The organism is Eisenbergiella sp. OF01-20 (assembly GCF_003478085.1).
Lineage (GTDB): Bacteria > Bacillota > Clostridia > Lachnospirales > Lachnospiraceae > Eisenbergiella.
Genome location: NZ_QUES01000006.1, coordinates 176,486 through 202,592, shown reverse-complemented (window position 1 = coordinate 202,592; position 26,107 = coordinate 176,486). Strand labels below are relative to the sequence as shown.

Annotated in this window: 20 protein-coding genes; all 20 read right to left on the bottom strand. The window is 47.0% G+C overall.

Annotated elements, in window-relative coordinates:
* Positions 1-2: 2 nt before the first annotated feature.
* The 20 genes from DXA36_RS10530 to DXA36_RS10435 all read right to left on the bottom strand — a co-directional run bounded on the left by DXA36_RS10530 (position 3) and on the right by DXA36_RS10435 (position 26,042).
* Positions 3-827 (bottom strand): energy-coupling factor transporter transmembrane component T family protein, encoded by an 825-nt coding sequence (locus DXA36_RS10530; RefSeq protein ID WP_118678883.1) that lies wholly within the window; start codon positions 825-827, stop codon positions 3-5.
* Entirely contained in the window at positions 828-2,480 is a 1,653-nt protein-coding gene (locus DXA36_RS10525) for an ABC transporter ATP-binding protein (RefSeq protein WP_118678881.1), read from the bottom strand.
* Between the two features lie 45 nt (positions 2,481-2,525).
* Positions 2,526-3,083 (bottom strand): phosphoribosyltransferase family protein, encoded by a 558-nt coding sequence (locus tag DXA36_RS10520; RefSeq protein ID WP_118678992.1) that lies wholly within the window; start codon positions 3,081-3,083, stop codon positions 2,526-2,528.
* Positions 3,084-3,524: 441 nt separating this feature from the next.
* Complete coding sequence (locus DXA36_RS10515) at positions 3,525-5,024, bottom strand: sulfatase family protein (protein ID WP_118678879.1); 1,500 nt, start codon at positions 5,022-5,024, stop codon at positions 3,525-3,527.
* A 2-nt stretch (positions 5,025-5,026) separates the two neighbouring features.
* Positions 5,027-6,553 (bottom strand): ABC transporter substrate-binding protein, encoded by a 1,527-nt coding sequence (locus tag DXA36_RS10510; protein WP_118678877.1) that lies wholly within the window; start codon positions 6,551-6,553, stop codon positions 5,027-5,029.
* Between the two features lie 27 nt (positions 6,554-6,580).
* A complete protein-coding gene (locus DXA36_RS10505) occupies positions 6,581-7,393 on the bottom strand; it encodes a carbohydrate ABC transporter permease (RefSeq protein ID WP_118678875.1) in 813 nt (270 codons plus the stop codon).
* A 13-nt stretch (positions 7,394-7,406) separates the two neighbouring features.
* The gene (locus tag DXA36_RS10500; protein WP_118678873.1) at positions 7,407-8,321 is read right to left on the bottom strand and encodes a carbohydrate ABC transporter permease; all 915 of its coding nucleotides are present in this window, start codon (positions 8,319-8,321) and stop codon (positions 7,407-7,409) included.
* Positions 8,322-8,414: 93 nt separating this feature from the next.
* Positions 8,415-10,241 (bottom strand): cache domain-containing sensor histidine kinase, encoded by a 1,827-nt coding sequence (locus tag DXA36_RS10495; RefSeq protein ID WP_118678871.1) that lies wholly within the window; start codon positions 10,239-10,241, stop codon positions 8,415-8,417.
* Position 10,242: 1 nt separating this feature from the next.
* The gene (locus tag DXA36_RS10490) at positions 10,243-11,739 is read right to left on the bottom strand and encodes a response regulator transcription factor (protein WP_118678869.1); all 1,497 of its coding nucleotides are present in this window, start codon (positions 11,737-11,739) and stop codon (positions 10,243-10,245) included.
* Positions 11,740-12,038: 299 nt separating this feature from the next.
* Complete coding sequence (locus DXA36_RS10485) at positions 12,039-12,470, bottom strand: DUF3788 domain-containing protein (protein ID WP_118678867.1); 432 nt, start codon at positions 12,468-12,470, stop codon at positions 12,039-12,041.
* 84 nt (positions 12,471-12,554) lie between these two features.
* A complete protein-coding gene (locus DXA36_RS10480; RefSeq protein ID WP_118678865.1) occupies positions 12,555-15,926 on the bottom strand; it encodes an ATP-binding domain-containing protein in 3,372 nt (1,123 codons plus the stop codon).
* Positions 15,927-16,184: 258 nt separating this feature from the next.
* Positions 16,185-17,042, bottom strand: a complete 858-nt coding sequence (locus DXA36_RS10475; protein WP_118678863.1) for an alpha/beta hydrolase — start codon at positions 17,040-17,042, stop codon at positions 16,185-16,187.
* A gap of 43 nt (positions 17,043-17,085) precedes the next feature.
* The gene (locus tag DXA36_RS10470; protein WP_118678861.1) at positions 17,086-17,631 is read right to left on the bottom strand and encodes a putative immunity protein; all 546 of its coding nucleotides are present in this window, start codon (positions 17,629-17,631) and stop codon (positions 17,086-17,088) included.
* A gap of 98 nt (positions 17,632-17,729) precedes the next feature.
* A complete protein-coding gene (locus DXA36_RS10465) occupies positions 17,730-18,554 on the bottom strand; it encodes a DUF1700 domain-containing protein (RefSeq protein ID WP_118678859.1) in 825 nt (274 codons plus the stop codon).
* 330 nt (positions 18,555-18,884) lie between these two features.
* A complete protein-coding gene (locus tag DXA36_RS10460) occupies positions 18,885-19,460 on the bottom strand; it encodes a nitroreductase family protein (protein ID WP_118678856.1) in 576 nt (191 codons plus the stop codon).
* Positions 19,461-19,462: 2 nt separating this feature from the next.
* Positions 19,463-20,011, bottom strand: coding sequence for a GNAT family N-acetyltransferase (locus DXA36_RS10455; RefSeq protein WP_182479006.1), 549 nt, complete (start codon positions 20,009-20,011; stop codon positions 19,463-19,465).
* The gene (locus DXA36_RS10450; RefSeq protein WP_118678852.1) at positions 19,980-20,888 is read right to left on the bottom strand and encodes a metallophosphoesterase family protein; all 909 of its coding nucleotides are present in this window, start codon (positions 20,886-20,888) and stop codon (positions 19,980-19,982) included. Before DXA36_RS10450 ends, DXA36_RS10455 begins: the two co-directional genes overlap by 32 nt.
* An 85-nt stretch (positions 20,889-20,973) precedes the next feature.
* On the bottom strand, positions 20,974-21,885 hold the full coding sequence (locus DXA36_RS10445; protein WP_207666354.1) for a family 43 glycosylhydrolase: 912 nt from the start codon (positions 21,883-21,885) through the stop codon (positions 20,974-20,976).
* An 18-nt stretch (positions 21,886-21,903) separates the two neighbouring features.
* Positions 21,904-24,075 carry a glycoside hydrolase family 88/105 protein gene (locus DXA36_RS10440; protein WP_118678850.1) on the bottom strand — a complete coding sequence of 724 codons (2,172 nt, stop codon included), beginning with the start codon at positions 24,073-24,075 and terminating at the stop codon, positions 21,904-21,906.
* The gene (locus DXA36_RS10435) at positions 24,072-26,042 is read right to left on the bottom strand and encodes a hypothetical protein (protein ID WP_118678848.1); all 1,971 of its coding nucleotides are present in this window, start codon (positions 26,040-26,042) and stop codon (positions 24,072-24,074) included. Before DXA36_RS10435 ends, DXA36_RS10440 begins: the two co-directional genes overlap by 4 nt.
* Between the last annotated feature and the right edge of the window lie 65 nt (positions 26,043-26,107).

Below are 26,107 nucleotides of genomic sequence, written 5' to 3'. Positions count from 1 at the left end.
ATTTATACGGGAATATAGAATTTAATACGAAGTACAATCGTTATCGCAATTGCAACTGCATTGGCAGCTACAAACCAGGCGTCATAAGCCGTCGCCTTAATCCCCTTATAGGCGGTGCGGCGGATGGAAAAATTCAGCTGGTAATAGTGCATCGCCAGGGATATCGCCTGTCCTTTGCTGATAACACGGAATAAAAGAGGCAGGGAAAAGGTTACGTAGTTCTTAACCTTGGTCACCCATCCGCAATCCTCGATCTCAAGTCCTCTGGAGCTTTGGGCTTCCATTATCGCGTTCAGTTCCGTGATGATCATGGGGATGATCTGGAAAATCAAACCGATACCGAACGCGAGCGCATAAGAAATTTTCCATTTCTGAAGCCCCAGGATGATTTCACTGAAATTCGTGGTGAGAAGCACCGTGTAAAAGGAGGAAATCATCAGGAAAATACGCAGGGCATATACGCCGCCCTTATAAAGGTCATACCAGTCAAAACAGATATGCATGCTCTGTCCGTTAAAAAAAGGTATCATGGTTTCAAAGAAAATGGGGCCTCCCTGTACCGCAGGGGTTTCAAACAGTCCCAGAATCAGCCACAGCAGAAAAATGAATATGAGAAGCACCTTCAGCTTGCCTGCCAGGACAAGGATATATTTCTGAATCCGGCAGGTACACCACATGGCAATAAAAAAAGCAAACAAAAAAAGCAGCGCCACTCCCGACTTGACAACACTGGTCAGGATTGCCATTACCAGGAAAAAGACAAACTTCGTTCTGGGATCCAGCCTGTGCAGCAGGGAGTCCGCGTCTACATACTGTAAATAATCCATTTATACACTCCTTCTCTCCACTATCTTCGCCGCAAACGATTCCACGCTGTAACAGATTTCATCCAGGCCCAATTCCTTGGAAAGCCGTACCACAGGCGGCAGCTGGATATTGATGTGTTCAAAGATGTCATCCCTGCGGGCCAGCGCTTCCTTGGAGCCTTCGAAGATTTTTTCACCCTGGTTTAAGATAATGGCTTCATCCACCGTTTTAAATACCAATGGAATTTCATGGCTGATCATGATAACGGTCTTTCCTTCTTCGGAAAGCTTTTGGATCATATCGGCCAGCTCTTTTATCAGGAAGCCGTCCATACCCAGGGTAGGCTCATCCAGAATGATTACATCTGCGCTGGAGAATAATACGGAAAGGATGGTGAGCATGTGCTTTTTCCCCATGGACAGGTTCAGCGGGAAGGTTTCCCGTTCCTCTTCCAGATGGTAGGCCTTCAGCACCTGTATCAGCTGCTCCTCCGAAAAAGGCACCTGCTGCATACGGGCACAGAAGGTAAGCTCCCTCTCCACCGTTTCTTCAAAGAGCATATGCTCCGGATGCTGGAATACCAGGATAATATTCTTGGAAACCTGCGCAACCGTCTTTTTGATGATGGATTCCCCTTTGTAGCGCACATCCCCTTCCGTGGGCTTGTGCAGGCCGTTCAGATGCTTGACAAAGGTGGTTTTGCCGGAGCCGTTCTGGCCTAAAACAGCAACTACCTTCCCCTTCGCCACATTGGCATTTACATCAATCAGGGCATGGAAGCCGTCATTAAAGGTTTTTCCAAGATTATGCACGGTAACCACCGGCTCTTTTTCCTCTTCCTGCACCTGTGTATTGGTAAACTCTTTTACAGGGATCAGCTGTTCCAGCTGCTTCTTTGCCTCTTCCACCGTGTAAAAAAGCTCCAGCTGCGGGAAGCTTTTCGACAATTCCCTGTATATCTCCACTTCCTGGGGAATAATGACCCCCAGCTTTTCCTGCAATGCAAAATCCCTGAAAAAATCATCCCTGGTACCGTCAAAAACCACTTCCCCGTCCAGGAGACCAATAACATGATCGACGATTCCTGCGGACCATACCAGATTATTATCCACTAGTACTGTGGTGTTGCCGTTGATGCTCAGCTGCCCCAGGATATTCTGTACCATCTTTTTTCCATTGGGATCCAGAGAACTGACCGGTTCGTCCATAATCAGGATATCCGGCTCCATGGCAAGCACCGAGGCAATACATACCGACTGCCTCTGCCCGCCGGAAAGGTTTGCCACACTCCGGTTTCTCAGATACTGGAGATTCAGCAGATCCAGCACATACTCCATCCGCTCCATAATCTCTTCCTGGGGAATTCCCAGATTTTCCATTCCAAACGCAATGGCGTCTTCCACGCCATAGCCGAACAGCTGGTTTTCCGGCGACTGGCTGACCACGCTGACAAAAGTACCTTCCGGCACGTCAAAGCTGCCCTGAAGCTCACCGTTGCCGATGAGCTTGGGGATGACCTGGCTGAAAATCTGTACCAGCGTCGATTTTCCGCAGCCGCTGGGGCCGACAATAGCCGTAACCTTTCCTTTCTCAATGGAAAAGCTGACATGTTTCAGAACCTCTTTTCCATCGGAGGTATATTTATAACTGATATCTTTAACTACGTAATCCACTTAATTTTCTCCTCAATTTTCCGATTCCGCCGGCAGACATAACCTTTATCTGGATGTGGTGACCGGGAATACCGGGAATGATTCCAGATAGACGATGTCCTTACGCTTTGCGGCATCCCCTTCCGCCAATACGGCGGCCTTGCCCGCAATCTTTCCGCCGGCTTTTTCCACCAGGGATTCCATAGCTTTTAAGGACTCTCCCGTGCTGATGACGTCATCCACAATGAGGATTCTCTTCCCCCTAATCAGGTTGCTCTCTTCCTTATCCAGGCAGAGGATCTGCTTTTTCTGTGTGGTAATGGAATAAACCTCCGTTACAAACGGATCTATCATGTAAGGCTTAACGCTCTTTCTTGCAACAAAATAGCGTTTCATATCCAGAATACGTGCCATTTCCTGAACGAGGGGAATTCCTTTGGCCTCGGCGGTGATCAGGTAATCCACCTCCGGCACTCTCTTTACCAGCTCCGCAGCCGCTTTCACAACAAGCTCCGCATCTCCCAAAAGGACAAAGCTGGCGATTTCCATATTGTCGGTGATACGGATGCGGGGCAGTTTTCTGATACAGCCGGCGATATTCATCTCATAGTACTTATTCTCCATAATGATCCCTCCATATAATTTATTCCTGCAGGCGTACAGCGTTATCCGGCGCATGGTATTTCTGTGCTTTACGCCGTATTGTCCGCCTTTTTCACAATCAGACAATAGTTACTCACAATACAATTTCATTCAAATTATGCACCAATTCCATGAGCTTGTCACTAAAAAATTAATAAATTTTTAAGAATTGTTTATTTCCATATATGAATTTCGCTTTACAGCATTTTTGTTGTTCAACTTTCTTTTTGTCAATGCCTGTGCCCTTCCCTTTCTGTTTCTTTCCACGTAAATGTTGTATAATTTATGGCGGCTGTTTATGGCAATGCGGCAAAAAAAAGCAGGCCGCCCCATTTCCCTGTCGGGAATGAATGGGTATGGCCCGCCTGATGCGGTACTGTTTACCATAATTTTTCAGATCGTAACTGTATAGATATTATCCGTTTATCCAAAATCATGAACCCCGCCCGATAAATCAAACTGGCGGATCCGGAGCCGCGGCCTTTCCTTATAAGGAAAATGTTTTACCGCCGCTCCCTCTCTGGCAGATAGAAGCCCTTTTCTGCCGCAAAAATCAAAATTCCATTTTTGCATTTTCTCAATGATATGAGGCTGACCCGCATTATACAATATCCTTTCGTCAGGATCCTCACCGAGATGAAACAGCTGTTCCCTTCCCCCATTAGCCATATAAATATATTTCCAGTCTCCCCATCGTATCATGGTCTTGAATTGAGGTGTTCCCGGACGGCCATAACAGGCAAACAGGATTTCCCTCGCATTTTCCTTACCCGCCAATACCTCCATAATGGGATGCCCGTCTCTGATCTGAAGATTTCCGGCCGCATATGTTGCTATGCCGAATAAATCGGTGAGACAGACAAGCTGGTTATCCCTTCTGCCGGCCGCCTTATGCAGCACTCCAGGTCCCCCGGGCCAGCTTAAAAGGAAAGGGATATGGCAGGCTTGTTCAAAGTAACTTTCTTTCTGCCATGCATGATGATCCCCCAAATGATCTCCATGATCCGAAAAAAAGCAAATCAACGTATCATCCCTGTCTTCCCTGGTCTCCACAGCATCCAGTATTCTGCCGATACAAGTATCTATATAAGTTATCTCTCCGTAATACCTGGATTTTATATTTCTGGCGGCAAAATCATTCATTTCTTCAGCCCATATTACATGATTCATCCAGGGGATCTGCTCATCCATAAAATCGATTTCCTTGTTTCCCCGCAGGGGATTCGAAAGGCTGTCCGGGTTGTACATCCGGTTAAAGGGAACCGGCGGCGCGCAGGGAGGATGAGGACCGATAAAAGATACAAATCCGAAGTATGGCTTATCCTTAACCATATGCAGCTGCTCAACCACTCTGTCCGCTACAAAGCTTTCCACAGTCAGCCCGGATGGCAGAGGACTGACCTGGGGCACATAATACATATTCGTTCTTTCCCCATGAAGCTGTTCAATATGGTTATATTCCGGATGTTCCTGCCTGATAAAGCTATAATAGGCATCGTTTTTCCGATCCTGTACACAATCCCATAATTCCTCTGTATTCATCTGAAGATCATATCCTAAATCCTCTTTAAAATCAGGCGATGTATGAAATTTACCAATACCAAAGGTATAGTATCCTTCTTTTCTCATAACAGAAGCCAGATAGTCCCCGCATCGTTCTTTCATATTGTCCGGCAGTCCGTCCATAGCCTCCGGCGCTTCATTCTGATAGCAGCCCGTCACAGCCGGTTCGCAGCCGGTTCTTAGCGTATACCTTGCAGGAACACATACCGGACAGGTTGAATAGGCATTTTCAAACGCAATCCCTCTCCTGACCAGACGATCTATATTGGGTGTACGCACCTCTTTATTCCCCAACGAAGCTATGCAGTCATAGCGGAACTGATCACACATAATATATAGAATATTTGGTTTACTCATCATTCTTATTCCACAATACCATAATTGTTTTCTTCACTCCAGCCATTCGTTTCCTTCAGCCGCACCGCCATATCTTTCAGAGAATTCTGGAGTTCCTTCAGGTATTCCTCCAGACTGATGTTATCCCCGATATAAAGCTGTCCAAATAGGACACTGTCCTCAAAAAAAGTCTGATCCACCGCCGGTCCGTAGAGATTCAGCTTTACAGTCCTACCCTCCGGCGCCCAGCCATTCAGGCTTTCGGTAACCGGTTCGGCTGATGTTGGCATTTTGTACATCAGATCCGCCATCATTTCCATTACCTTTGGAGAACCCAGAAAACGCAGGAAATCCTGTGCAGCCGCCAGTTCATCCCCTTCAATATTGGATGGAATACAATAAACCTCTGTTACAGCCGCCCCCATCTCATAGTTGGCTTCACAGGCATAGGGAGTATCTTCTTTTGTTAAATAAGGGAATGTAAAAACTCCATATTCGAAATCTGCTCCCATATCTGTCATATTTTTGGCCGTCCCGGGCATGCCCAGCATCATTGCAGCATCCTGTCTGATAAACATCTGTTCTGCCGTTGTAAAGTCAATGGCATTATACCCTTCCGCCCAATACTGGCTCCACTCTTTCAGAATCGGAAATACATCAGAGAAGGGAGACTTCTCAATATTAATAATATCCAAATCGATACCACGGACAATTTCACTGGTTTCAATACTGCCGCTGCCGTTTACATCCAGTTCCGGAAGCAGCTCCTCCACCACCTGGTAAGTAAGCAGCCTCTCCGTCCAATTATAAATGTTGTCGGCCGGCTTGGAATTTGGTACGGCAAAAGGAGCAAATCCGGTCTCCTTAAGCTTCTTCTGCACATCCAGGAATTCCCCCCAGGTTTCCGGTATATCCGTCACCCCTGCCCGGGTAAACATATCTTTGTTATAAAAAACCTTAACTATATCCATATAATTACAGGTACTGTAATAATCTTTGGAAATAGCCTGCATCTGGCTGATTACCGAGGGCGCATAAAATTCTTTCCAGGTAGGTGTGTCCGTGTAGGGATTCGGAGATTCCATCAAATCATTAATATTCCTGATTAAACCTTTATTATAGTCATCTGTGGCCCAGGACAGCTTGGACTGGAATACCTCCGGGGCTGTACCACCGGTCAACTGCATGGTAAGCCAGGTTCTCTGGTTAGCCCAGTCAAGCGGCACCGGCTCAATTTCCACATTGGGCTGAACCTCTTTATAAGCTGCAAAGATCGCTTCCCACGCTGCCTTATTATCATCCGAATCCATTGTCCCTGTAGCAAATCTGATTTTGATCGTATGATCCGGGGCAAACGGATCCGTTCCGGCTGCCTGACTGCCCTCTGTGCCATTTTCCGATGCAGCAGACGTCCGCGCCGCTTCTTCTGTTTCCGCCGCACCCGTAGTTTTAATTGTATCCGTATCTTCCTTTGCAGCACATCCATTCAGAAGAATTGTTAAGGCCAGCAGCGTTCCTGCCAGACCAGCCAGTTTACTTTTTCTGTTTTTCATAAAAACCTCTCCTTCTTCTTCAAGCGGTCACATTTTTACCGCACCTGCAGTGACACCTTGTATAAAGGGTTTCGTCGCTGCCATAAACAAAATGACTATTGGAATGGATGCTATCACATATCCTGCCAGAACAGGTCCCATTCCTTCCTTTGCATTCTGGGAAATATACTGCAACTGCAAAATTACCGGCATGATTTTTCTGTTATTTGCAGCTACCAGAGGCCAGATATAATTGTTCCAGGCCATAAGCCCTGTCATTATGGCAACCGTTCCAAACATGGATTTGGACAACGGCACCACAATGGAAAGAAAAATCCGCAGATCTCCGGCCCCTTCCACCTGCGCTGCTTCAAACAGTTCCCTTGGAAGCCCTTCGAAGTAATTCCGGAAAAACATAACCGGCATCACGGAGGCTGTGGCAATTACCGGCAGTATCAGCCCTGCTCTCGTATTCAGCAGCCGCATGTCCTTAACCAGCATAAACTGAGGGATTAATGTGACAAATCCCGGTATCATCAGAAACATGATAATAGCAAAATACAGCACATCACGCCCCGGATAATTAAATATGGCAAAGGAATAGCCGGCAAGGGAAGCTAACACAAGTGTCGCCGTCAGAATCACTGCCGTATAAAAAATGGAATTGAATATTCCTCCCATAATTTCCTTTGCTGCACGGATATAGTTGTCAAAGTGAAGCGGCATATCAAAAAACCAGATACTTTCTATTATCTGCAGGTTATACTTCAGTGAATTAACAATAGTCAGATAAAAAGGGAAAACAGTCAGTATTCCCATAAGAATAAGTACAACAATAAGTCCAATCTGCTTTTTTTTCAACTCCCGTCCCCCCTTAATCCTGCGTGTTTACATATTTATAGTTTATTATGGTAAACACAAGCACCAGCAGAAACAGCAGCACCCCCACAGCCGAGGCATATCCCATATTACTGTAGGTAAAAGCCTGTTTATACATATAAAGCGCCGGTACGATTGTACTTTTACCAGGCCCCCCGTCCGTCAGCACCAGAATATTCTCAAAGGACTGCATGGAATTAATTATGGCAAGCATAACAAACATTTTCATCTGGGGCTTCAGCAGCGGCAATTCTATATAAATAATGTTCTGCCACCACCTGATTCCGTCCAGTCTTGCCGATTCACAGATATCCATCGAAATATTCAGCAGTGCTCCCAAATACACCAGAAACTGCAGTCCGAAGGAACCTATAAATGGAAACCCTATCATAATAATTGCTGCCAGCGCGGTTCCCGGTTCCCCTAACCAGGAATGCACCAGATTATCCAGGCCGCAAAGTCTTAAAAACTGATTGATGGCTCCTGTATCAAACGCATAAATCCACTTCCACATAAGAAACACCACCAGGCTTGGAACTACCATAGGAATTATGTACAAAACTTTAAAAAAATTGGAAATGCGTTTATTTTTGCAGGAATACACCATTATTGCTGCAAGCATGGGAAAGGTGACACATATTATCACATTGCAGATGGTTATAATCCCTACATTTTTCATGGATATCCAGAATGTATTTTCCGTCAGTATCTTCCTGTAATTATCTAATCCCACCCAATCATTCACATTGGCCCCATTCCATTGAAAGAAGGATTCTTTGATTGCGGTAAAAAAAGTATAATATTTGAAGGTACATAGAAAAACAAGGATAGGTGCCAGGAATAAATACGCATTCCTGTTTTTTCGTATCTGTTCCCATATTTCTCGACACTTTTGGTGTACAGGTTTCATTTCTATCTCCTCCTTGCTGCGGGTCTTTGAATGAAATTGCAATTTCTATCATGATAGTACCGTTTTAAGCCCCCGCATACAAGGATCCTAATTTCAGTCTTTTGGTGCACTTTCTTTGGAATAAGGAATCTGAAATCCTATTTTTGTAAAATGTCCTTCCTCACTCTCAATCTGAAGCCCGGATATCTCTCCATACTGATAAATAAGACGGCTGTTTACATTTACTATACCGATGTGGGCGTTCTTCTCCAGAGCACCCGGATGATCTCCTGCTCGCATACTCCTGAACAGTTCTCTTTGTTTTTCTGCACTGATACCAGATCCATTATCCTCGATTCTGAAAACAATATCGTCCTCTTCCTGCATAATACTGATAACAATATCTACCGGAACCATTTTTACCTCAACCCCATATTTTATGGAATTTTCCACTAATGGCTGTAAAATCAATGGAATAATCTTTTCCTGCAGTATCTCCGGCTGTATGCGATAATCAATATTAACTTTTTTCCCGAACCGGACTTTCTGTATCTTCATATAATTTCTGATATGGTTTAATTCATCTTCTATTGTCACAAGGGTTCCTGACCTGCGTATGCTGTAACGGAACATATCTGCAAGCGCCCTGGACATCACACTGATTTCTGCCACTTCATGCACATAAGCGATACAGCTCATAGATTCCAGCGTATTATAAAGGAAATGCGGATTAATCTGCAGCTGCAGGGCTTCTATCTGTGCGTCCTTTTCCCGCAGACGAATCAGATAATTATCCTCTATTAACTTTTTTATCCGCCGTACCATATGGTTAAAGGTTTTCGTCAGATATCCGATTTCGTCCTCACTTTGTACATCTACGCAGATATCCAGTTTTCCCTCCTGAACCTCCTTCATCGCTCCTGCCAAAGCTTTAACAGGGCGGAAAAAACGCCGGGAAAAACTGACTGCCATGAATACAGCCAGAACAAAAGCCGCAGCCGACACAAACAGAATATTTCTCCTTAACAGGGCAATATCGGAAATTACCACCTGTGTCGGTTTTGCACTCACCAGATACCAGCCTGTTTTTGAGGAACGTTTATACGAAACAAGTTTTTCCACACCATCCGCCACAAACGTAAAATTTCCGCTCTCTGCCTTGGAATCTTTCCTGTTTTCCCCAAAGGAAAACGGAAGGGGCCTGCCAATCTCCTCCCGTTCCTTGCTGTATACACATACCCCATCGGAATCTGCAAACCAGCTCTCCGATTCTTTTCCTATGTATAATGGATTCAGCATTTCATCCAGTTTTTTTATATTGATATCCATAAAGAGGACACCCATCATTTCCATTCCGTTTAAACTATTAATCCTTTTCGCCACCGATATATAATAGTTTCCATTAAAAGCGCCCTGCGTATGATATTTTCCGCTCAGATTATATTCCTGCCTGTGTGTATTTACTATAATTGTCTGTTCCTGATTCTTTTCTGCTTTTTTGTACCACTCTTCCTTCGTAAAATCATAGGTCACATCATATATTCCATCCCCCTGGTGCAACACCTCCCCGTCAGGATAAATGAAATAAATATCGGAAATTTCTCCTTCAAAATTCAAGGAGACCAGCCGTTTATAATAAAACTGCTGAAAACTGCGCAGCCTTCTCATCCTAGTGATTGCAGATTCTTCTTCCACTCTTGACAGAAGCTCCTGCAGCTGTGTTTCATATGTAAAAGCAGAAACGAGATCCAGCATTTCAAGATAAGAATCTATTTTTTCAGATATAACATACAATTCCTTGTCATTGTTTTCAAAGGCATGTTTTTTTAATATTTCTACATTTCCATAGTATGTAAAAGCAGAAATAATCACCATTGCCGACAACATAATAGAGACAAAGGTTAAAACCATCTTTACCAAAAGACTTCTTTTTATATTCATCTTACTTCTCCTTCTGCATCTCCCTGTATTGGGACGGGGACATATGCATCGTTCTGGAAAAGATGCGGGAAAAATATTTTACATTCTCATATCCCACCATACCGGCAATTTCTCCAATGCCTAAACCGGTATTTCGTATCAGTTCCGAGGCTTTTTCCATTCGTTTCTTCATTATATAGTCAGAAAAAGTAACTCCTGTTACTTTTTTAAAGGAACTGCTCAGATAAGAGGTATTCAGCCAAACCATTTCGGCCATATCTCCAAGAGAAAATTCTTCCATATAATGTCGGTCAATATAAGAGGCAACCTGTTCCACTGCAACCTGGACGCTTTTAGCCTGTTCTCTTTTTAAGCCGCCGTACATATCCTCCAACAGTTTCTCCAGCCACAGCTTTACCTCCTGTGCATTTTTTACTTGAAATCTCTTTCCGGAAAGTTCCTGGCAGCGTGCGTAATATAAGGTGGTTCCCACCCCTCTTTTCTGAATTCTTCCTGCAAAATCCAGTGCCATATAAAAAATAACGTCAACAAGGCCCTGTATCCCCAACCCCTCCGTTTCCCCTAATTTACAAAACAGATGATCCAGTTCCTGCTGCACCCGCTGTACATCACCATTTTCCAGTCCGATCCATATTTTCTCCGTTTCCTCAGAAAAAGGAAGTATAAAAATACCCGCCAGTTCCATTTCTTCATAATAAATAATACCTTCCGTATATTTCAATGGCCTGTGTACATAGGCCTGCCATGCCTGATTGTAGGACACAGGGATATCTGTCATTCTGTCGACTGTTTTTCCCACCGTCCATACAACATTTGCCAGGGATTCTGCCTTCAGAGAAGCCAGGCAGTGTTTCAAATGAAGATCAAACGCCTGTTTCCCGGATGCAGAAAAAATAATTACATGTTCGTCTCTCGATTTTCTGTGAAGTTCCCCCTTCATCCCCTTATTCCGGTAACTGTCCAGAACAGCAAGAAACTTTATCCGGGTGTCCTCCGTAAACCAGCCGGCACTTCCTGGCATCAGTAAAACCGTAAAATATCTCTGCTCTTTTTCCTCCGGAATAATCTGCTCCTCCAATACCCTTAAAAGGTAATCCTGCCCGCCTGCTGACCGGTTCTTCTGTCTGTCTTTCATGATCTCTTCTGTTGCCGCATGAAGCACTTCATTCAGTTCTTCCGGATCGACAGGTTTTAAAAGATAACTAACTGCATTGAGTTCTATTGCCTTTCTCGCATATTCAAACTCTTTGTAGCCGCTGATAAATATATATTTCGCATCTGTATCCAGTTTCAATCTGCTTACCAGTTCCAGTCCGTCCAATCCGGGCATGCGTATATCTGCCAGCACAATATCCGGCTTACACTTCCGTATTTCCTCAGCTGCCGATATGCCGTTATCCGCCTCTCCTGCAAGTTCCAGGGACAGTTCCTTCCAGCGAATCATTTTTTTAATTCCCCGTCTTATCCATTCTTCATCTTCTGCAATAAAAAGTTTCATAGTGCTTCCCCCTGTGGCGGTCAAACCGGGCCTTGAGAAAAAATCTCTGTAGGAGAGCTTCCTGCCCAATCACCGGACTTAACCCGATTATATTTTACTATATCATAACTTTAAAAGAGGGAAGGTGCACTATTATTTGTATAAAGGTGCAGTATTATAAAAGTTCAGTCATGTCTGAGCCGTTACCCGGAGATATCCATATTCCTGTTAATCCGTGTATTACAGGCTATGATTAGACATAGGGAAAGGCGAAGAAAACAGATTGTCTTTCTCCGCCTTTCGTAACATTTCCTTACCTCTTATTTCTTTTTTGTATCCATCCGAACGGCAATCAGTGTTTTCACATCCTGCAGAATAGCAGGATCCGTGACTTCGATCATCAGCCATCTTCCTCCATTATAGGGCGGGGCCTGCGCATACAATTCTCTCACATAAGGAGTGCATGCCAGGAGTGCGGGTTCCGCCTTATCCGCCGCTTTGCTTCCGATAGATACAAGGCAGGTAAAATAGCCCTCATCCGGGTACAGGGTGCAGATCCCCCTGCTGCCTTTTCTGTATTTCACATTCCATCCCGGTTTGCCGGAGCAGCGGCTGTATTCCGTCCGTCCGGCAGCACCATAGGTCAGCTCCAGATAAGTGATCAGTTCGTTCCAGTAAGGGCATCCGACATACCTGCTGATAGCTTCGCTGTCCGGCTGGCTGCCCGGGCCATAGGTTTCGTTCCAGTTCATCAGTATTCCTCTTTTCTCTGTGGATGCTTCCAGTATAGCAAAGAAATGCTGACAGCAGTATGTCATGTTTTTCCACCATGCTTCTTACAGCTTACCGCACAGATAAGCATATGCATTCAGAATAGTGGCCGGTTTTTTCCCTCCGATGAAATAATAGTCCTGCTGCGTTTCCTTTTCCGTATACAGATAGGTGCCGTAAACCGGTATATCACAGGTGAAAACCGGATTTTCGGTTGCCAGCAGGAGGCCATAGCCTTTATCGGAAAGAAGCAGAGGCAGTTCCCCGGCGCCGCAGTGGGATATATATCTGGCACAGCCCCGCAGCTTTAGTCCGCTGTTAACTCCCGCTCCCATTCCATATACCATTTCTTCCTTCGGCCAGTCCAGGTAGAGCCAGCTTTTGTCAACAGGACCTGCCCCGGTTTCTATCTGACGGCTTTCCCTGGAGCGCTCGGATAGAAGCAGTTTTTTGTCCCGTGTCATATAACGGATAGATCCGGTCGCTTTATCCACCCGCAGACAGAGTTCGTCTGTAGTAAGCTCCACACCGTTTCCCACCTCTTTGTACATCCAGGCCTTCTCGGTCCTGTCCACCGTGATAAGCCGGCCGGAGCCTTCCGTGATCTGCTGCCCCTTCGCAAAGGTCACACGTACGATGGCGCTTCCCACCGGGCTCAGGCGCAGGATGCCGTACCTGCTCTGGATATAAAGGCCGTCCGGCTGCTTCGTAACCCACCGCACTGCCAAATCAAGCTTTCCATGGCCGGCCGGACGCAGCTTTTCCGTGGCGGGCAGATCCCCGAATGCGGGGGCGGTATTGCCTTTCCCGGCAGAAGCCATCTCTTTTGAAACGGGCCGGTTTCCCGCCGCCGGGACATTTCCCCGCGGCCGGGCTTCCGTTGTCGCGGCGGCCGGAACGATGACGGGCCTTCTGCTTCCTGTACCTGAAACGGAGGGTTTTCCCACACCGGAAGGGATTCCTACACCAGAAGAGTTTCCCACACCGGCAGAACTTCCCACACCGGGACGGCTGCCCACGGAGAATGCGGCTGCCTGTCGTCCGGCGGGAACAGCAGAAGGCTTCTTCACCGGAAGTACCGCTTTTTCGGCTGCGGAATGTGTCTGGACGCCCTTATCGGGCGATGGATTGCAGACTATGGAGATCCGCTTTTTGGATACGGTGCCGTTATCCGTGTTCGGTATCTTCCTTTTTTCGTTCTTTTTAGTTTCCTCTTTTCCCTTTTCCTCCATGGGTCTGGCCGGAGCCGGCCTTTTCGGAAGGGGATCGGCTATCAGTCCGGTGAGGTTTCCGGTATGCAGCACATGAAGTTCGTGTAAGGCCCTGGTTGCCGCCACATATAACAGCTTGGCATGTCCGTCCTCCACCGGGTATTCGTCCAACGTGGGATCCAGGATTAGTACGGCGTCAAATTCCAGGCCTTTGGTATATTCCACAGGAAGCACCATGATCCCTTTGTCAAAAACGGCCTTTTCCAAATCACTTTCCTGGACGGTGATGTATTTATCCAGCTCGGCGGCTGTCTTTGCCGCATTTTCTCTGTCTCTGCATACCACGGCGATGGTGTCGTAACCATTTTCCTGCCAGCTTTGGCACACTGCCGCCGCTTTCCGGATCAGAGCATCCCTGTCCCCGGTTTTCTGCACCTGTACTTTTTTTCCATGACGGATAATCGGTTCCACCGGATAGCTGGAAAACTGCCCGTGATGAAGGATATCCGTAGCAAAATCCGATATTTCCACCGTATTCCGGTAGCTCTTTTTCAGCACCCCGAAGCTGTCCCTTTCCCCGGAAAGAAGCAGTTCCTTCAGTTCCTCCCAGTCATTCAGGCCATATCCGAAATGAATATTCTGGGAAACATCACCCATGATGGTATAGGTACATTCCCGGATGCAGAAATCCAGTACCGCATAAGCCATCATCCCAAAATCCTGTGCCTCATCGATCACTACGTGATGAGCCTCGCTGATTACCTCCGTTTCCTTGATACGCTTATAAATATAGGCCAGCGCCGCCAGATCATACACATCAAATTCCGTGCCGGGGATATCCACATCACACCCCTTACGTATCTGTCCTGTTAGGAAATCCTCATAGATATCGAATATGGAGCGCTTCCATGTCTTCCCCCCATACCGGCCCCGGAAAGCCCTTTGTATGGCTTTACGTTCCGCTTCCGTATATTTTACGCCTTTTCCCAGGAACTCATCTTTTACTTTACTAAGGATCCTTTCATTAAGCATATCAATTTTACTCTGGACAGATACGGAAGGGTTCTGCAGGATATAGCGTTCCACGGCGTCCCGGGGCATAAGCTCCACGAGATCCCCCGGCTTCGCCGGTTTCCCTTGCGTTTCATCAAAAACACCGGTTTTCCCGTCCCGGAACCCTTCCACAAACTGCCTGGGGTTCAAATAGATGGATTCTCTGGGAATAACACGCCATTCCAGATTGCGGCAATAAGCTTCCAGATCCTTAAACCATCCCAAGGTTCCCCGGACACAGCCTTTCTTCCCCACCCTGTCGGTTGCCCGAATCCGGTACTTTGCATCGTCCCAGTCCTCATATAACAGCCGTACAAACAGCTGTTCCATTGTCATCTGGCGGACGCCGTAAACATCCAGATCCGGCAGTACCCCCGTAATGTAATTCAACAGGATCCGGTTGCTTCCCACAATGTAAAAATCATCCGGCTTAAACCGTTCCGGGTAGTTGTAAAGGATGTAGGAAATCCGGTGCATGGCTACCGTGGTTTTTCCGGAACCGGCAACACCCTGGACAATCATATTGTGGTACGGGGATTTACGGATGATATCATTCTGCTCCTTCTGTATGGTGGCAATGATTTCCCCCAGCACCGCCTGTTTGTTTTTCGCCAGGTATTTGGTCAGAAGCTCATCGTTGGTCACCACCTCGGAATCATAATAATCCAGAAGCTTTCCGTTCTCGATTTCATAGGTACGCTTCCTTTTCAGGTCTATTTTACGCTGTTTATCCCCCGGTGCAGGATAGGTGCATTTCCCGAGGCCGTTTTCATAGTACGCGTTGGCTACCGGGGCCCTCCAATCCACTACCATCCAGTGGGTGGTATCCCTGGAAATACCTCCCTTGCCGATATATAGGGATTCTTCCCTTTTCAGCTCCTCATCCCGGAACACGATCCTTCCGAAGTAGGGCTTCTTCAGCGCCTTTTCATTCCGGGCAAGCGCACGCTTCATATGAGCGTGCATGGTAACCGTGTTATTCAGGAGCGTAAGGACTTCCACGTTGTTGTCATGGTAATGTTCCAGCATTTCATCAATGTCCGCCTGCATCCGGGACACTTCACTGCCGTAATTTTTCACATTATCCCGGACTACTGCCAACGTTTTGGCAAGATATGCTTCTTCCTCCTGCTGGAATGCTCCGGGGACCGTTCTATTCTCTTCCGGCTTCATGTTCTGCTCCTTTCATGCGCTGTTTCTGGCTCTTGCATATGTAATCGATCAGACGCCCACAAGACACAAGAGGCCGTCTGAACGGTTACCTTCCATATAGAACATTTTACTCAAAACAAAAAATATTACTAGACTTTATTTTTGCAGTGTGCTAGAATGGAAAATGAAGTATGGATAAAAATAAAGGATGTCTTTCCCGGTGGGAAACGGCATCCTTTTTTATCTTGTTTTTTCCGTCCGGATAAATGCCGGCGGCATTTATCCATTGAGTTTTCTCTTCATATAGTCAATCATATACTGCTGCCCGGCTATTCCCGCTTCGTCCTCCGCCATTGTAAAGCCATGGGCGGCTTTCATAAACCGTTTTCCGGTAACCTCTACTCCGGCCTGCATAAGCTTCTTGGCATATTCTTCCCCTTCTTCCCGGAGAGAGTCAATCTCACAGGTAATCACAAGGGCATCGGGAAGTCCCTCCAAATCCTGCGGCTGTGCCCAATAAGGGGAACACAGGATGTTTTTGGCATCCTCTTCCTTCCGGTAGCAGGCATTAAAGACTTCGGCTACCTGAGGGGGAATAGCTCCCTCGGTATAGAATTTCTGCCCGGCGGGAGTATAAATATCCAGCGGCGGGTAATCCAGTATCTGAGCCGCGAAACAGAATTCCCGGGATTTTTTCGCCATCAGGCAGACCGTTGCGGATATATTCGCCCCTGCACTGTGCCCGCCGATAATCATTTTGGTTCTGTCCGCCGGATATTCTTCCGGGTGGGCACATATATAGGAAACCACGTCGTATACATCTTCCTTATCCCCGGGAAACATGCACTCCGGCGCAAGCCTGTATTCCACGTTCACCACATGGATCTTCAGCTGTTCATTCACTCTCCGGCAGAACAGGTCATCCCCTTCGGGAGTTCCCGCTACAAAACCGCCTCCGTGTACGTTGAAGAAAACAGGGGCTCCTGCTTCTGCGGGGTAGTAAAGGATCCTTGCTTTTCCTCCCCTTACCGGTACGAAGCGTTCTTCTCCTGCCGCGGGGACCCCTGAGGCCTCCCGCCTTTTCCTGTCATCCTCCCTCATTTCCCTAACGAGCGCCAGCAGCTCTTCCCTTTCCATTTACCGTTTCCTCCTGTTTCTATTCTATCTTTTCTATCTTGTTTCAGCAATACCAATTGATTTTAGCAGGGTTTGGTTCATCCTCTACCGCCACCGCGCGCAGCGCCGCTTCCATTTTTTCACATTCCTGTGCTGCAATCCCGTCATATACCTCCGGCTTTTCTTCCAGCCCCACACGGTCATAGGCGATAGCTGCCGCGCCATAAAATGCCAGCCCAAGGGAATGGGTGGGCGTATAGATGGATGCGGCGGCCTGTCCCACCGCTCTGGCCGCCGCCTGGGCTGCCGGATTTGCATCCGCTTCCTTCGCCGCGTCATTTGCCCGGGCTACCGCCTTTTTCAACTCCGGCACCTTTATTCCCGCGGAGACTTTGTCTTCCCCCTGACGGAACTGCCGGTAAGCAGCAAGCACCCGGGGGACTCTCTCATCCTGCGGATATGCTTTTTGATAAATTTCCAGGATGTGGGCCTTAGCATAATCGACGCACCAATCCGCAATTGTTGTCTTACTCTGTGTTTCTATCAGCCGCATCAGCGACAATATATAGGGAGAGTCAGCCGCTCCCAGCATTTTTCGTAATTTTGCCACAATTCTTCCTCCTGTTTTCCGTTGCTGTTATCTATACGGATTATATGACAGATTTGTATGGCTGGTCAATGTGAAACAGAATTACGGCGAAACGCTCCCTATACCCGCCTGTGCATCAGAAGCGTAGTGCAAAAGAAGGTAAAGGCCCCCGCGCACAATACCCCTCCGAAGCAGGCAACAGTAACTCCTGCAAGGGGGTATCCCTGCAGCAGCAATACAAGAAGCATTGCCAGAAGGAATAACAGAAACAAGCCGCAAATGCCGCCGCACAAAGCCGCCGCAATCACAACAATGTTCCGGCACCATCTGACGCACCATAAAAAGAACTGCGAAAAAACAATGCCGATTTCCCCAAACATATTCCCAAGGCCGTTGCTTCCCCTATCAAAACCGGCCCTGTCCGTCTCCGGCCTCGCATCCTCCGATCCCTGCTGCAAAAGTTCCCCGTCCCGTATGCCTCCGCCAACTTTTTCTCCCGTGATCCAGTCTCCCAGCCAACGGAACGGGGCGCCTAAAACTTCTCCGATTATTTCCATAATCTCTCCGGCTGTCACCAGAAACTGTTTCCCCATGTTTTTTATTGCCCTGCCGGTATCCACCGTATAATCCGCAATATGTCCGGCAGTCTCCTCCAGGGTATCAGCTATTTCGTTAAACACCGAACTTTTTTCCGGTTCAGAGGCAGTCATTCCTCCGTCCGCCCCTAAATCCCGGTATCCCGGATTCACATGGTAGGCTTCAAGAATCCTGGCTGCAAGCTCCCGTACATTTCCAAAATAACGGACAGCCTCCGCCTCACTGAGCCCCGCACTGATTTTCATATCGATATGCTGGGCATATTCTTCCAGAATATCCGCCTGTTCCCCCTCCTCCAAAACAGAGAGGTACGATTGCAGCTCCTTCAAAAATTCATCTTTATCCATTTTCCTGCTCCCTTAAAAATTTACCGACATGTTTCCGAAATGGTTACTTTTCCGCTTCCGGCTGGCTTTGCACCATACCCTCCGATACGGCAGCACCGGCCTGCTGAACGATTAAAAAAAGTCTCCGTCAATTACTATATTATGTATACTACTATGTATTGTCAAGTACTAAGAAAAGCAAAATACTTAAGCTTTTCTTAAAAACCGGGGAATGGCGTGAATCCTGCCTGAAATGTAAAAAAGCACGGCAGATACCATGCTTTTTACACTTTTGCAGCTGTTGTTTTTCTTTTTCCCCTTTTCTCCTAAATGGCCGGCAAAACCTTATCCTTAGAGAAAGGTTACCACATCCTCCCTTTTTCTTTTAGGTACCACGTAATCTCTGTTCTCATCCAGGTAATATTTGATATCCCCGGGTTCTTCCGCATCCGTAATGCGGCTTTTGTGGGATGGATAACCGAACGCTACCACCGTGTGCAGCTTCTGCTCCTGCGTCAGTCCGAACATCGCGGAAAGCTTTGTTTTGTCACATGCGCCGATGATACAGCTCCCCACGCCGTGGTTCCAGGCCGCCAGTGTCATATTTCCAATAGCCAGGCCGGCGTCCGTATCACAGTCCGGGCTGACAGACAGGTTCTCAACTACCGCAATGAACAGGACCGGCTTCTCCCCGTCCTTCGGCTGGCCGTCCCCGGGAGGAAGATAGCCTGCCCACCGGGTACATTGAAAAACATCTTCCACGTTTCCGGCATCCCGGATCACCACATAGCTCAAAGGCTGTTTATTGGCAGCGCTGGAGGCCAGCCTTGCCGCATAAAGAATTTCGTCAATAATATCCCTGCTTATCTCTTTTTGCAGGAATCTCCGATAGGTACGCCTTCCTGCCAGCAATTCCATAAGTTCCATTGTTATTCTCCTCCTTTTTCACGCAGTCTCTTCGCCATGTAAATGTCCGGTTTGCCATAGCCGTTCACATCCGGCAGGACTCCCACGATACGATAACCGTTTTTCTGGTAAAATTCATAGGGATGGTTTTTCTCATTCCTTATATTTTCTATTTTTTGAAAGGTATCGATAAAAAGATCCCCTCTGGAAAGGCTTGTGGCACCGTCCTCATCGTCCGTCCCCAGATACAGGACGACAGCCCCCTGCTCCAGCGCTTCTTTTTCGATTTCCTTTACAAGCAGACTGCCGATTCCCTGTTTTCTTGCTCCCGTTTTCACCACCAGCGGATGGAGTTCCCATCCATATGGCCCGTAGGTGGGTCGGGCACCCACAAAACCGAGAACCTGCTCTTCCTCCACCGCCGCCAGCACCGGGCCCGCTTCCAGGAGACAGGGAATTTCCGCCTCCGCTTCCTCCCATGTATTCCAGGCATGCGCAAAGCATTCCAGCAAAAGCCGGGCGCATTCCGACAGCTTTTCCTTATCCTCTCCCGACAGCCGTACTATTTTCATTATCCGCATCCTCCCCCTTCTTCCAATGCCGTTCACCGATTGCCTGCTCCCAGTATTTCTCCGGGATATCGGGCCAGTTACAACAGCCGCAATCCGTTTTACACAATTCCATAACCCGTCCCAGAATCGTTCCATGAGATACCTTGCCTTCCCGGAGAATCTTCTCCGTTATCAGGCTCCAGTAAGGGGCATGAAACTGCATGCCTGCCTCATACATTTCCCGGATCACCCTGTCCGTATCATAAGACAGGCTGATAAATTCTTCCCTCCATGCGCCGTTTTCCCCATGCAGTATCATATACTGCGTCTTTCCGCCGCTGCCGAGCGGGATTCCCACCGCGCCGGGGTTCAAAACGTTTTTTTCCCCATACGCTATTTTTCTCTGTACATGGGTATGCCCGCACAGAACGAGCGGTGTTTCCACACGATCCATTATCCGCATTGTCTTTTCATCCTCCGGAAGCAGCTTGTCATTCACCCGGTACGGGGATCCATGACATGCGGTAAATACGGGAAAGCCTTCAAGCTTTATTTCCCGGGATATTTCCATTTTTTCAAAAAATGACAGATCCTCCGGTGACAGGCGGCGGTATGCATACAAGAGGGAACCGCTTGTGGAAGATCCATCCTTCCACCCCTGCTCCCCGCCGTCACGGTAAGAAAACCAGTATTCTTCTTTGTTTCCCCTGATAAACCAGCATGGAAACCTTTTATTGAGTTCATATAACAGCTGCATCGAACGTTCCGGATATCCCAGTTCGCCGACATAATCCCCTAAGAAAAGAAAGGTGTCAATATGCCTCGAATACACATGGGACAGACAGCGTTCCAGCGCCACATAGTTGCCGTGTATATCTGACAGAACCGCAATATTCATATCCTTGTTTCCTCCTTGCCCACAGCCCCAGTGTCACACTTTTCCCACGCAAAGCGGGACGGCGGGAATGCATTTTCAAACACATTTAAACCCGCTCTGTTTTCACAGACGGCATTTCCTTTTCAAACTGGATCTCCACCTTAGACAGGTACCATGATTTCCCATTGTCGTTATTTCCCTGATAAAACAGATACACGCGGCCATCCTCATCCTCAAATACATAGGGATGCCCGGACTCAGAGGCGTTCCAGCTTCCGGGAGCGCCGTTTTTCAGGACAGGCTCATCATACAGCCTCCTGAAATGAATCCCATCCTCACTGACAGCTACTCCCACCTGCTGAGGGCAATTATTATAGGCTCCCGCATAAAACAGATAGACCTTCTCATATCTGCACAGCGCTGCCGCCGCTTCAATGCAATCCTGTTCCCAGGGAAGTTCCGGCCTCAGAATCGCATCCTCACAACACTGTTTCCAGCTGTCCCGTCTGAATTCTCCGTCCAGAGGGCATTTGCTGACACCCTGCATCTGTATCTTTCCTTTCGGATCTCTGGTTGCAAAATATAAGAACAGTTCTCCCCGAAAAACACAGACATCTGCATCAATAGCTCTTCCATTGTTCCAGCCGCCCTCCGCCCGCAGAATCGGGTTTGTTGTATTTCTGGTAAAATGAATCCCATCCTCAGACCAGGCATGACAGATTGCATCCTTTTCAAAACGTCCGTACGTCTGATAAAAAAGATGCACCTTCCCTTCGTGGACAAAGGCACCGGGAGCACAGATCCCCGGAGCTTCCAGCTCGCCTTCCGGATCGATATCCGCAATTTTTTCCCAGTTCTCCAAATCTGTGCTCCGGGCAATCCCAATCCCCCATACATTCTGCGGCATGGCCTTTCCGGGATTCAGTGTATAATACATATAATATTGATTATGGAAACGGACTACTGCCGGATCCTTTGCAAAATTCAGCCCTCTGGAGCTGTCCGTATACATCATCATTTTATTTTCCCCGTTAAATTAATTTTTCATCGTGCTGTCTAAGGACAGCAGTTCGTTACCTGCAAGCAGGACAATCCCTATACCATGATTGTCATTGGTCACCCAAAACAATTCGTCACTGTAATATTCCTTTGTGAACGAGAATCCTGAACCCTTACATACGCCGTGGACTGATCCGTCTCTGTCAATACAATATTCTGTCAATCCCTTAAATCCTCTTTCGGCCGCTTCTCTGTAAAGAGGCGCTTCCTCTCCATACCACCCGTTCTTGATGCCTTTACAAAAAGCAAACGTAAACATAGCGGTGCAGGAGGCTTCTTCATAAGACAAAGGATCCGTAAGCACCTGATGCCACAATCCTTTCTCGCCCTGCAGTTTTCGATAAGAATGGCTTAGCGTCAGGAACAGCTTCATGAGGTCGTTATAATTCTCCGCCTCTTCCGTCAAGCCATCCAGAAAATAGGCCAGCGAAAATAATACCCATCCATTTCCGCGTCCCCAGGGAATCCCCGTTGCACATTTCCTGCTCAGATCATATACATGGGAAAACACACCTGCCTCCGGCATAAATAAATAGGAAGAAAACTTCAGAAACTGTCCGGCCGCCAGTTTAAGCACCTCTATATCACCAGTAATATCATAAAGGCACCTTAAAAACGGCGTACTCATATATAAGTCGTCAGCCCAGATTGTAGCAGTGCCATGGGAACCGGCGGACGGACGGTAAAAGGTTCCATCCTCCAGCTTCGGAAGCTTATGTACAATGAATTCCCTGATGCGGTCAGCAATTTCCAAGTATCTCTCATCCGGATCCAGCTTATAGCATTCCAGCATGGCAAGACCCATAGAGCCGCAGTCATCCAGGCACTCCAGCCGCACCAGATTTTGATCAAAGGCGGGATATCCATTCAGCGATTTATCAAAAATCGCTGATTCATACAGGGATACGCATGTTTTTATATGGCTCTCAACATAATATGTAATATCCTCTTTTCCCAGGCTCACAGCGGTTCTGAGCAGGCCAAAAAGTGTTACTCCCAGCGGATAATCCCACCTTCCAAAAGCACTTCCCCCCTGACTGACCCAGTATTTATCACCATAAGAGCCTTCAAAAAATGTTCGGAGACATAAATTTTTGCTGTCAAGAAGCCATCTTTTTCCGCCGGGCATTACCAGTATATTAAACAGCTCTTCCTGTTTTGCTTCCCACTCTGATTCAAAGCATCCAGTATAGACCCAGCTTTCAAACGTTCCATTTATTTTTCCGGGGGACAGAATGCCGCATCCTTTTGTCCGTACGATAGCGCCATAAGCCATTCCGGTGCATCTGCTTATCACCTTTAAATCCGCACTGCCGTTTAAGGGAACAGGGATTTCAAAAGTTCCTGCTTCACACGCAAGCAGTAATTCTCCTCCCAGATATACTTTATTATATCCGAAACTCTCTATTACCATGGAACACGCCTTCGTCTTTTCTGCTCTCCTCTCCAGCTTACACCATGCAATGCAGTATCCTCTGCCTTCAGGAAATAACCTCTGCTGCGGAGTGACTGCACCAATCGCTTCTTTTTCCGCGTCCGGATTCCAATGGATAAGATCGAGCTCTTCCGAATTCCAATCCAGACCGTCTCCCGCCTCGCTCTTCCACACAGGTTTTGTCTCCAGCAAATCCGACCATACCCATCCTGCCTGTCCTTCTCTTCCTTCCAGCGGTGACAAAACGGTTGTCTGGGGCAGGGAAATCTGACAGCCAAAACCGGCAGCTGTCCTTCTGCATAGCAAAGTGAGCGTGTTCCTTCCCTGTTTCAGTTCAGCATCGATCGAATGCCACAGATTCTGGTTGATTTCATCCGTAAACGTCGAACGAAATATCAGATTATCGTTTAAATAAAGTTCTACCGGAGAAAAACAGGTTATTCCTATGGTAACCGTCTTTTCCAGGCCGCTCATCAAAATACCGCCAATTATGGAATATCCATCTGTACCGGCTCCTAATTTAGAAGTCAAATCAAGCTTCCAGCTTCCATCAGAAGATTGTACAAACTGATCCCTGCCGACCGCACGCACCCGGAAGGTTGTAGGCGGATTTGCTCCCACGTATCGGTCTGCTATTACCAAAAGCTGAGACTTGAGCGTTCCCATATCCTTTGCAATACTCCACTCCGGTTCGAAAAGGGTAAGTTTCTTCATACCAAATCTCCCATATCCTTAAAATCCACGGTAAGCGTCTTCCCATGATATGATATTTCATACATATTCGTATCAAACTCTGCCTGACAATAAGGATTATCATACCTTTTATAATGATCCACTTCAATTTCACATCCGTCCACTATAAAAGGCTTATCCCATCCGGAAGTAACGAGTCCCAGTGACGGTGACTGATAACTGATACCAAAGGTATCTCCTTCCACGCGTGCCGCCGATACCGCTTCTGCAAATTTTTCAAAGCCTCCATAGGTTTTCTGATCCCCCATTTCACAGATCCAAGCATTTGCGTGGCCTGGAACCCAATAATCATAGGGAAGGGCCCTCTCGTACTCTTCCTCCCAATTATCCTTATAAACAGAGCGGAATAATTCGGGGTTTTTATCGTTCCACCAACCCTTTTTCAGAGAGTAAAGCGCTGCATATCCCTCGCCTTTCCTTCCGAAAATCCATCCATCTTTCATTACTACCTCATCAAACTCTCTCTGCGGGAAATAAGCATGCGTACAAAGACCATGTGCACTGTCCGCCGGAATACGGTGAATAGAGATCAGTACATTCTTGTATGCGGTTGCTTTGGGCATACAGCCGTTTCCCACAAAGTAATTCGGCCTTCCTTTATATTCACCGGAACCGGGATGCGTTGCAAACACAATAGCCCGTCCCCCCAAAGAAGCCTGCCAGATATGCTGCTGGAAATTACCTCTTCCTTTTCTGTAGTTCTGAGCACAGCTTAACATATAATCCTGCGTTTGATAAGAATAAATCTCCACCTGTGTCAATGCGGATGCATTGGGATCGGGATCCGTGTACACACCTGCCGCATCACACATCTCAAACTTCTCCAGGTTCGCTGCAACCGCCGCATCTATATTATACCACGCCGGGCAGAATTTTCTGGAATTTTTTATAACGGAACGATGATAAAATGTATGCATACTCCAGTACAGCATAATGTTATCAAAAGCAGACGGATCAATGCCGTATCGTTCGGAATCTTCCACATTCAGGCTCATTCTCTGTTTATTTTCTGATTCTTCTGGCGGATTAACCGCAATCTCACAGATAACGTCACTGCACTGGTAATCATAAACTGCCAGTAAAATAGCGGCAGGCTCCAGACCTCCGTCCACATATCCTGTTCCCCACTGCTCTGCAGCCATAGCATTCGCAGAAGAAAATTCCGGATTCATAGTGGGGGCATTGTACATTCTTCCATTTGTCGGGCAGAAATTTCCTTTAAAGGAATGTACGGCAATATCAAAGAACAGAAGCTCCATCAGGCCCTCTGCCGCACTGCGTATTTCCTCTTCTTCAGCAAGCTGCGCCAGGATCAGAAGCCCCAGCATATCCTCGGCATAATATCCGTTTGAAAGCCACTCCGAAAAACCGAAACGTTTCCGCCATGTCAGCCATCGTTTTAAATAGGTGCGTCCATGCTCTCTATGCCACGCTCCTTTTTCCCCGTTATTAGTAAATACTCTGTCCGGATAGAGCTGTCCTGCCAGATATTCAACAGAGTGAAACAGGATCTGATGATTTTCCGTAAAATAGCAGGGAAGGTGAATGTCCACACCAGGCTCATCAATCCAATATTTAAAATTGAGGACAGAATCCTCCAACTCTTTTACTATTTCCTTTGTCAAAAGCGGCGAATCGCTGTAACGGTATAATATGGTCAAAAAGGCCGGAATTACGAAGTCACCGCAGTCCAGTCTTTCATTTACCCTGTAGAGAGAGCGTTGAATATAAGGAATATGAACCGGACCGGTTTCCATTCCTCTGTTAAAAAGTTCAAGTCTTGCCAGCTCAAAATAAACCGTCTGAAAATTATTTAATAGATCATATTTCAGATATTTATTTGACTCCTCGCTATCTATAACATATTCCAGATAGGCTGTCGATCTTTTCTTTCCGTTCCGAATATCTTCAAAAAAATCTGTTTTCATAATATAGTCCGCCTTTTGGCATCATCGGTTAGACAGAGTGCCCGGCAGCTGACCGGGCGCTCAAT

Coding starts and splice junctions, on each gene's coding strand:
- DXA36_RS10530 (WP_118678883.1), bottom strand. CDS start 827: ATGGATTATTTACAGTATGTAGACGCGGACTCCCTGCTGCACAGGCTG.
- DXA36_RS10520 (WP_118678992.1), bottom strand. CDS start 3,083: ATGGAGAATAAGTACTATGAGATGAATATCGCCGGCTGTATCAGAAAA.
- DXA36_RS10515 (WP_118678879.1), bottom strand. CDS start 5,024: ATGATGAGTAAACCAAATATTCTATATATTATGTGTGATCAGTTCCGC.
- DXA36_RS10510 (WP_118678877.1), bottom strand. CDS start 6,553: ATGAAAAACAGAAAAAGTAAACTGGCTGGTCTGGCAGGAACGCTGCTG.
- DXA36_RS10500 (WP_118678873.1), bottom strand. CDS start 8,321: ATGAAACCTGTACACCAAAAGTGTCGAGAAATATGGGAACAGATACGA.
- DXA36_RS10495 (WP_118678871.1), bottom strand. CDS start 10,241: ATGAATATAAAAAGAAGTCTTTTGGTAAAGATGGTTTTAACCTTTGTC.
- DXA36_RS10490 (WP_118678869.1), bottom strand. CDS start 11,739: ATGAAACTTTTTATTGCAGAAGATGAAGAATGGATAAGACGGGGAATT.
- DXA36_RS10485 (WP_118678867.1), bottom strand. CDS start 12,470: ATGAACTGGAACGAAACCTATGGCCCGGGCAGCCAGCCGGACAGCGAA.
- DXA36_RS10480 (WP_118678865.1), bottom strand. CDS start 15,926: ATGAAGCCGGAAGAGAATAGAACGGTCCCCGGAGCATTCCAGCAGGAG.
- DXA36_RS10475 (WP_118678863.1), bottom strand. CDS start 17,042: ATGGAAAGGGAAGAGCTGCTGGCGCTCGTTAGGGAAATGAGGGAGGAT.
- DXA36_RS10465 (WP_118678859.1), bottom strand. CDS start 18,554: ATGGATAAAGATGAATTTTTGAAGGAGCTGCAATCGTACCTCTCTGTT.
- DXA36_RS10460 (WP_118678856.1), bottom strand. CDS start 19,460: ATGGAACTTATGGAATTGCTGGCAGGAAGGCGTACCTATCGGAGATTC.
- DXA36_RS10455 (WP_182479006.1), bottom strand. CDS start 20,011: ATGAAAATAGTACGGCTGTCGGGAGAGGATAAGGAAAAGCTGTCGGAA.
- DXA36_RS10450 (WP_118678852.1), bottom strand. CDS start 20,888: ATGAATATTGCGGTTCTGTCAGATATACACGGCAACTATGTGGCGCTG.
- DXA36_RS10445 (WP_207666354.1), bottom strand. CDS start 21,885: ATGATGATGTATACGGACAGCTCCAGAGGGCTGAATTTTGCAAAGGAT.
- DXA36_RS10440 (WP_118678850.1), bottom strand. CDS start 24,075: ATGAAGAAACTTACCCTTTTCGAACCGGAGTGGAGTATTGCAAAGGAT.
- DXA36_RS10435 (WP_118678848.1), bottom strand. CDS start 26,042: ATGAAAACAGATTTTTTTGAAGATATTCGGAACGGAAAGAAAAGATCG.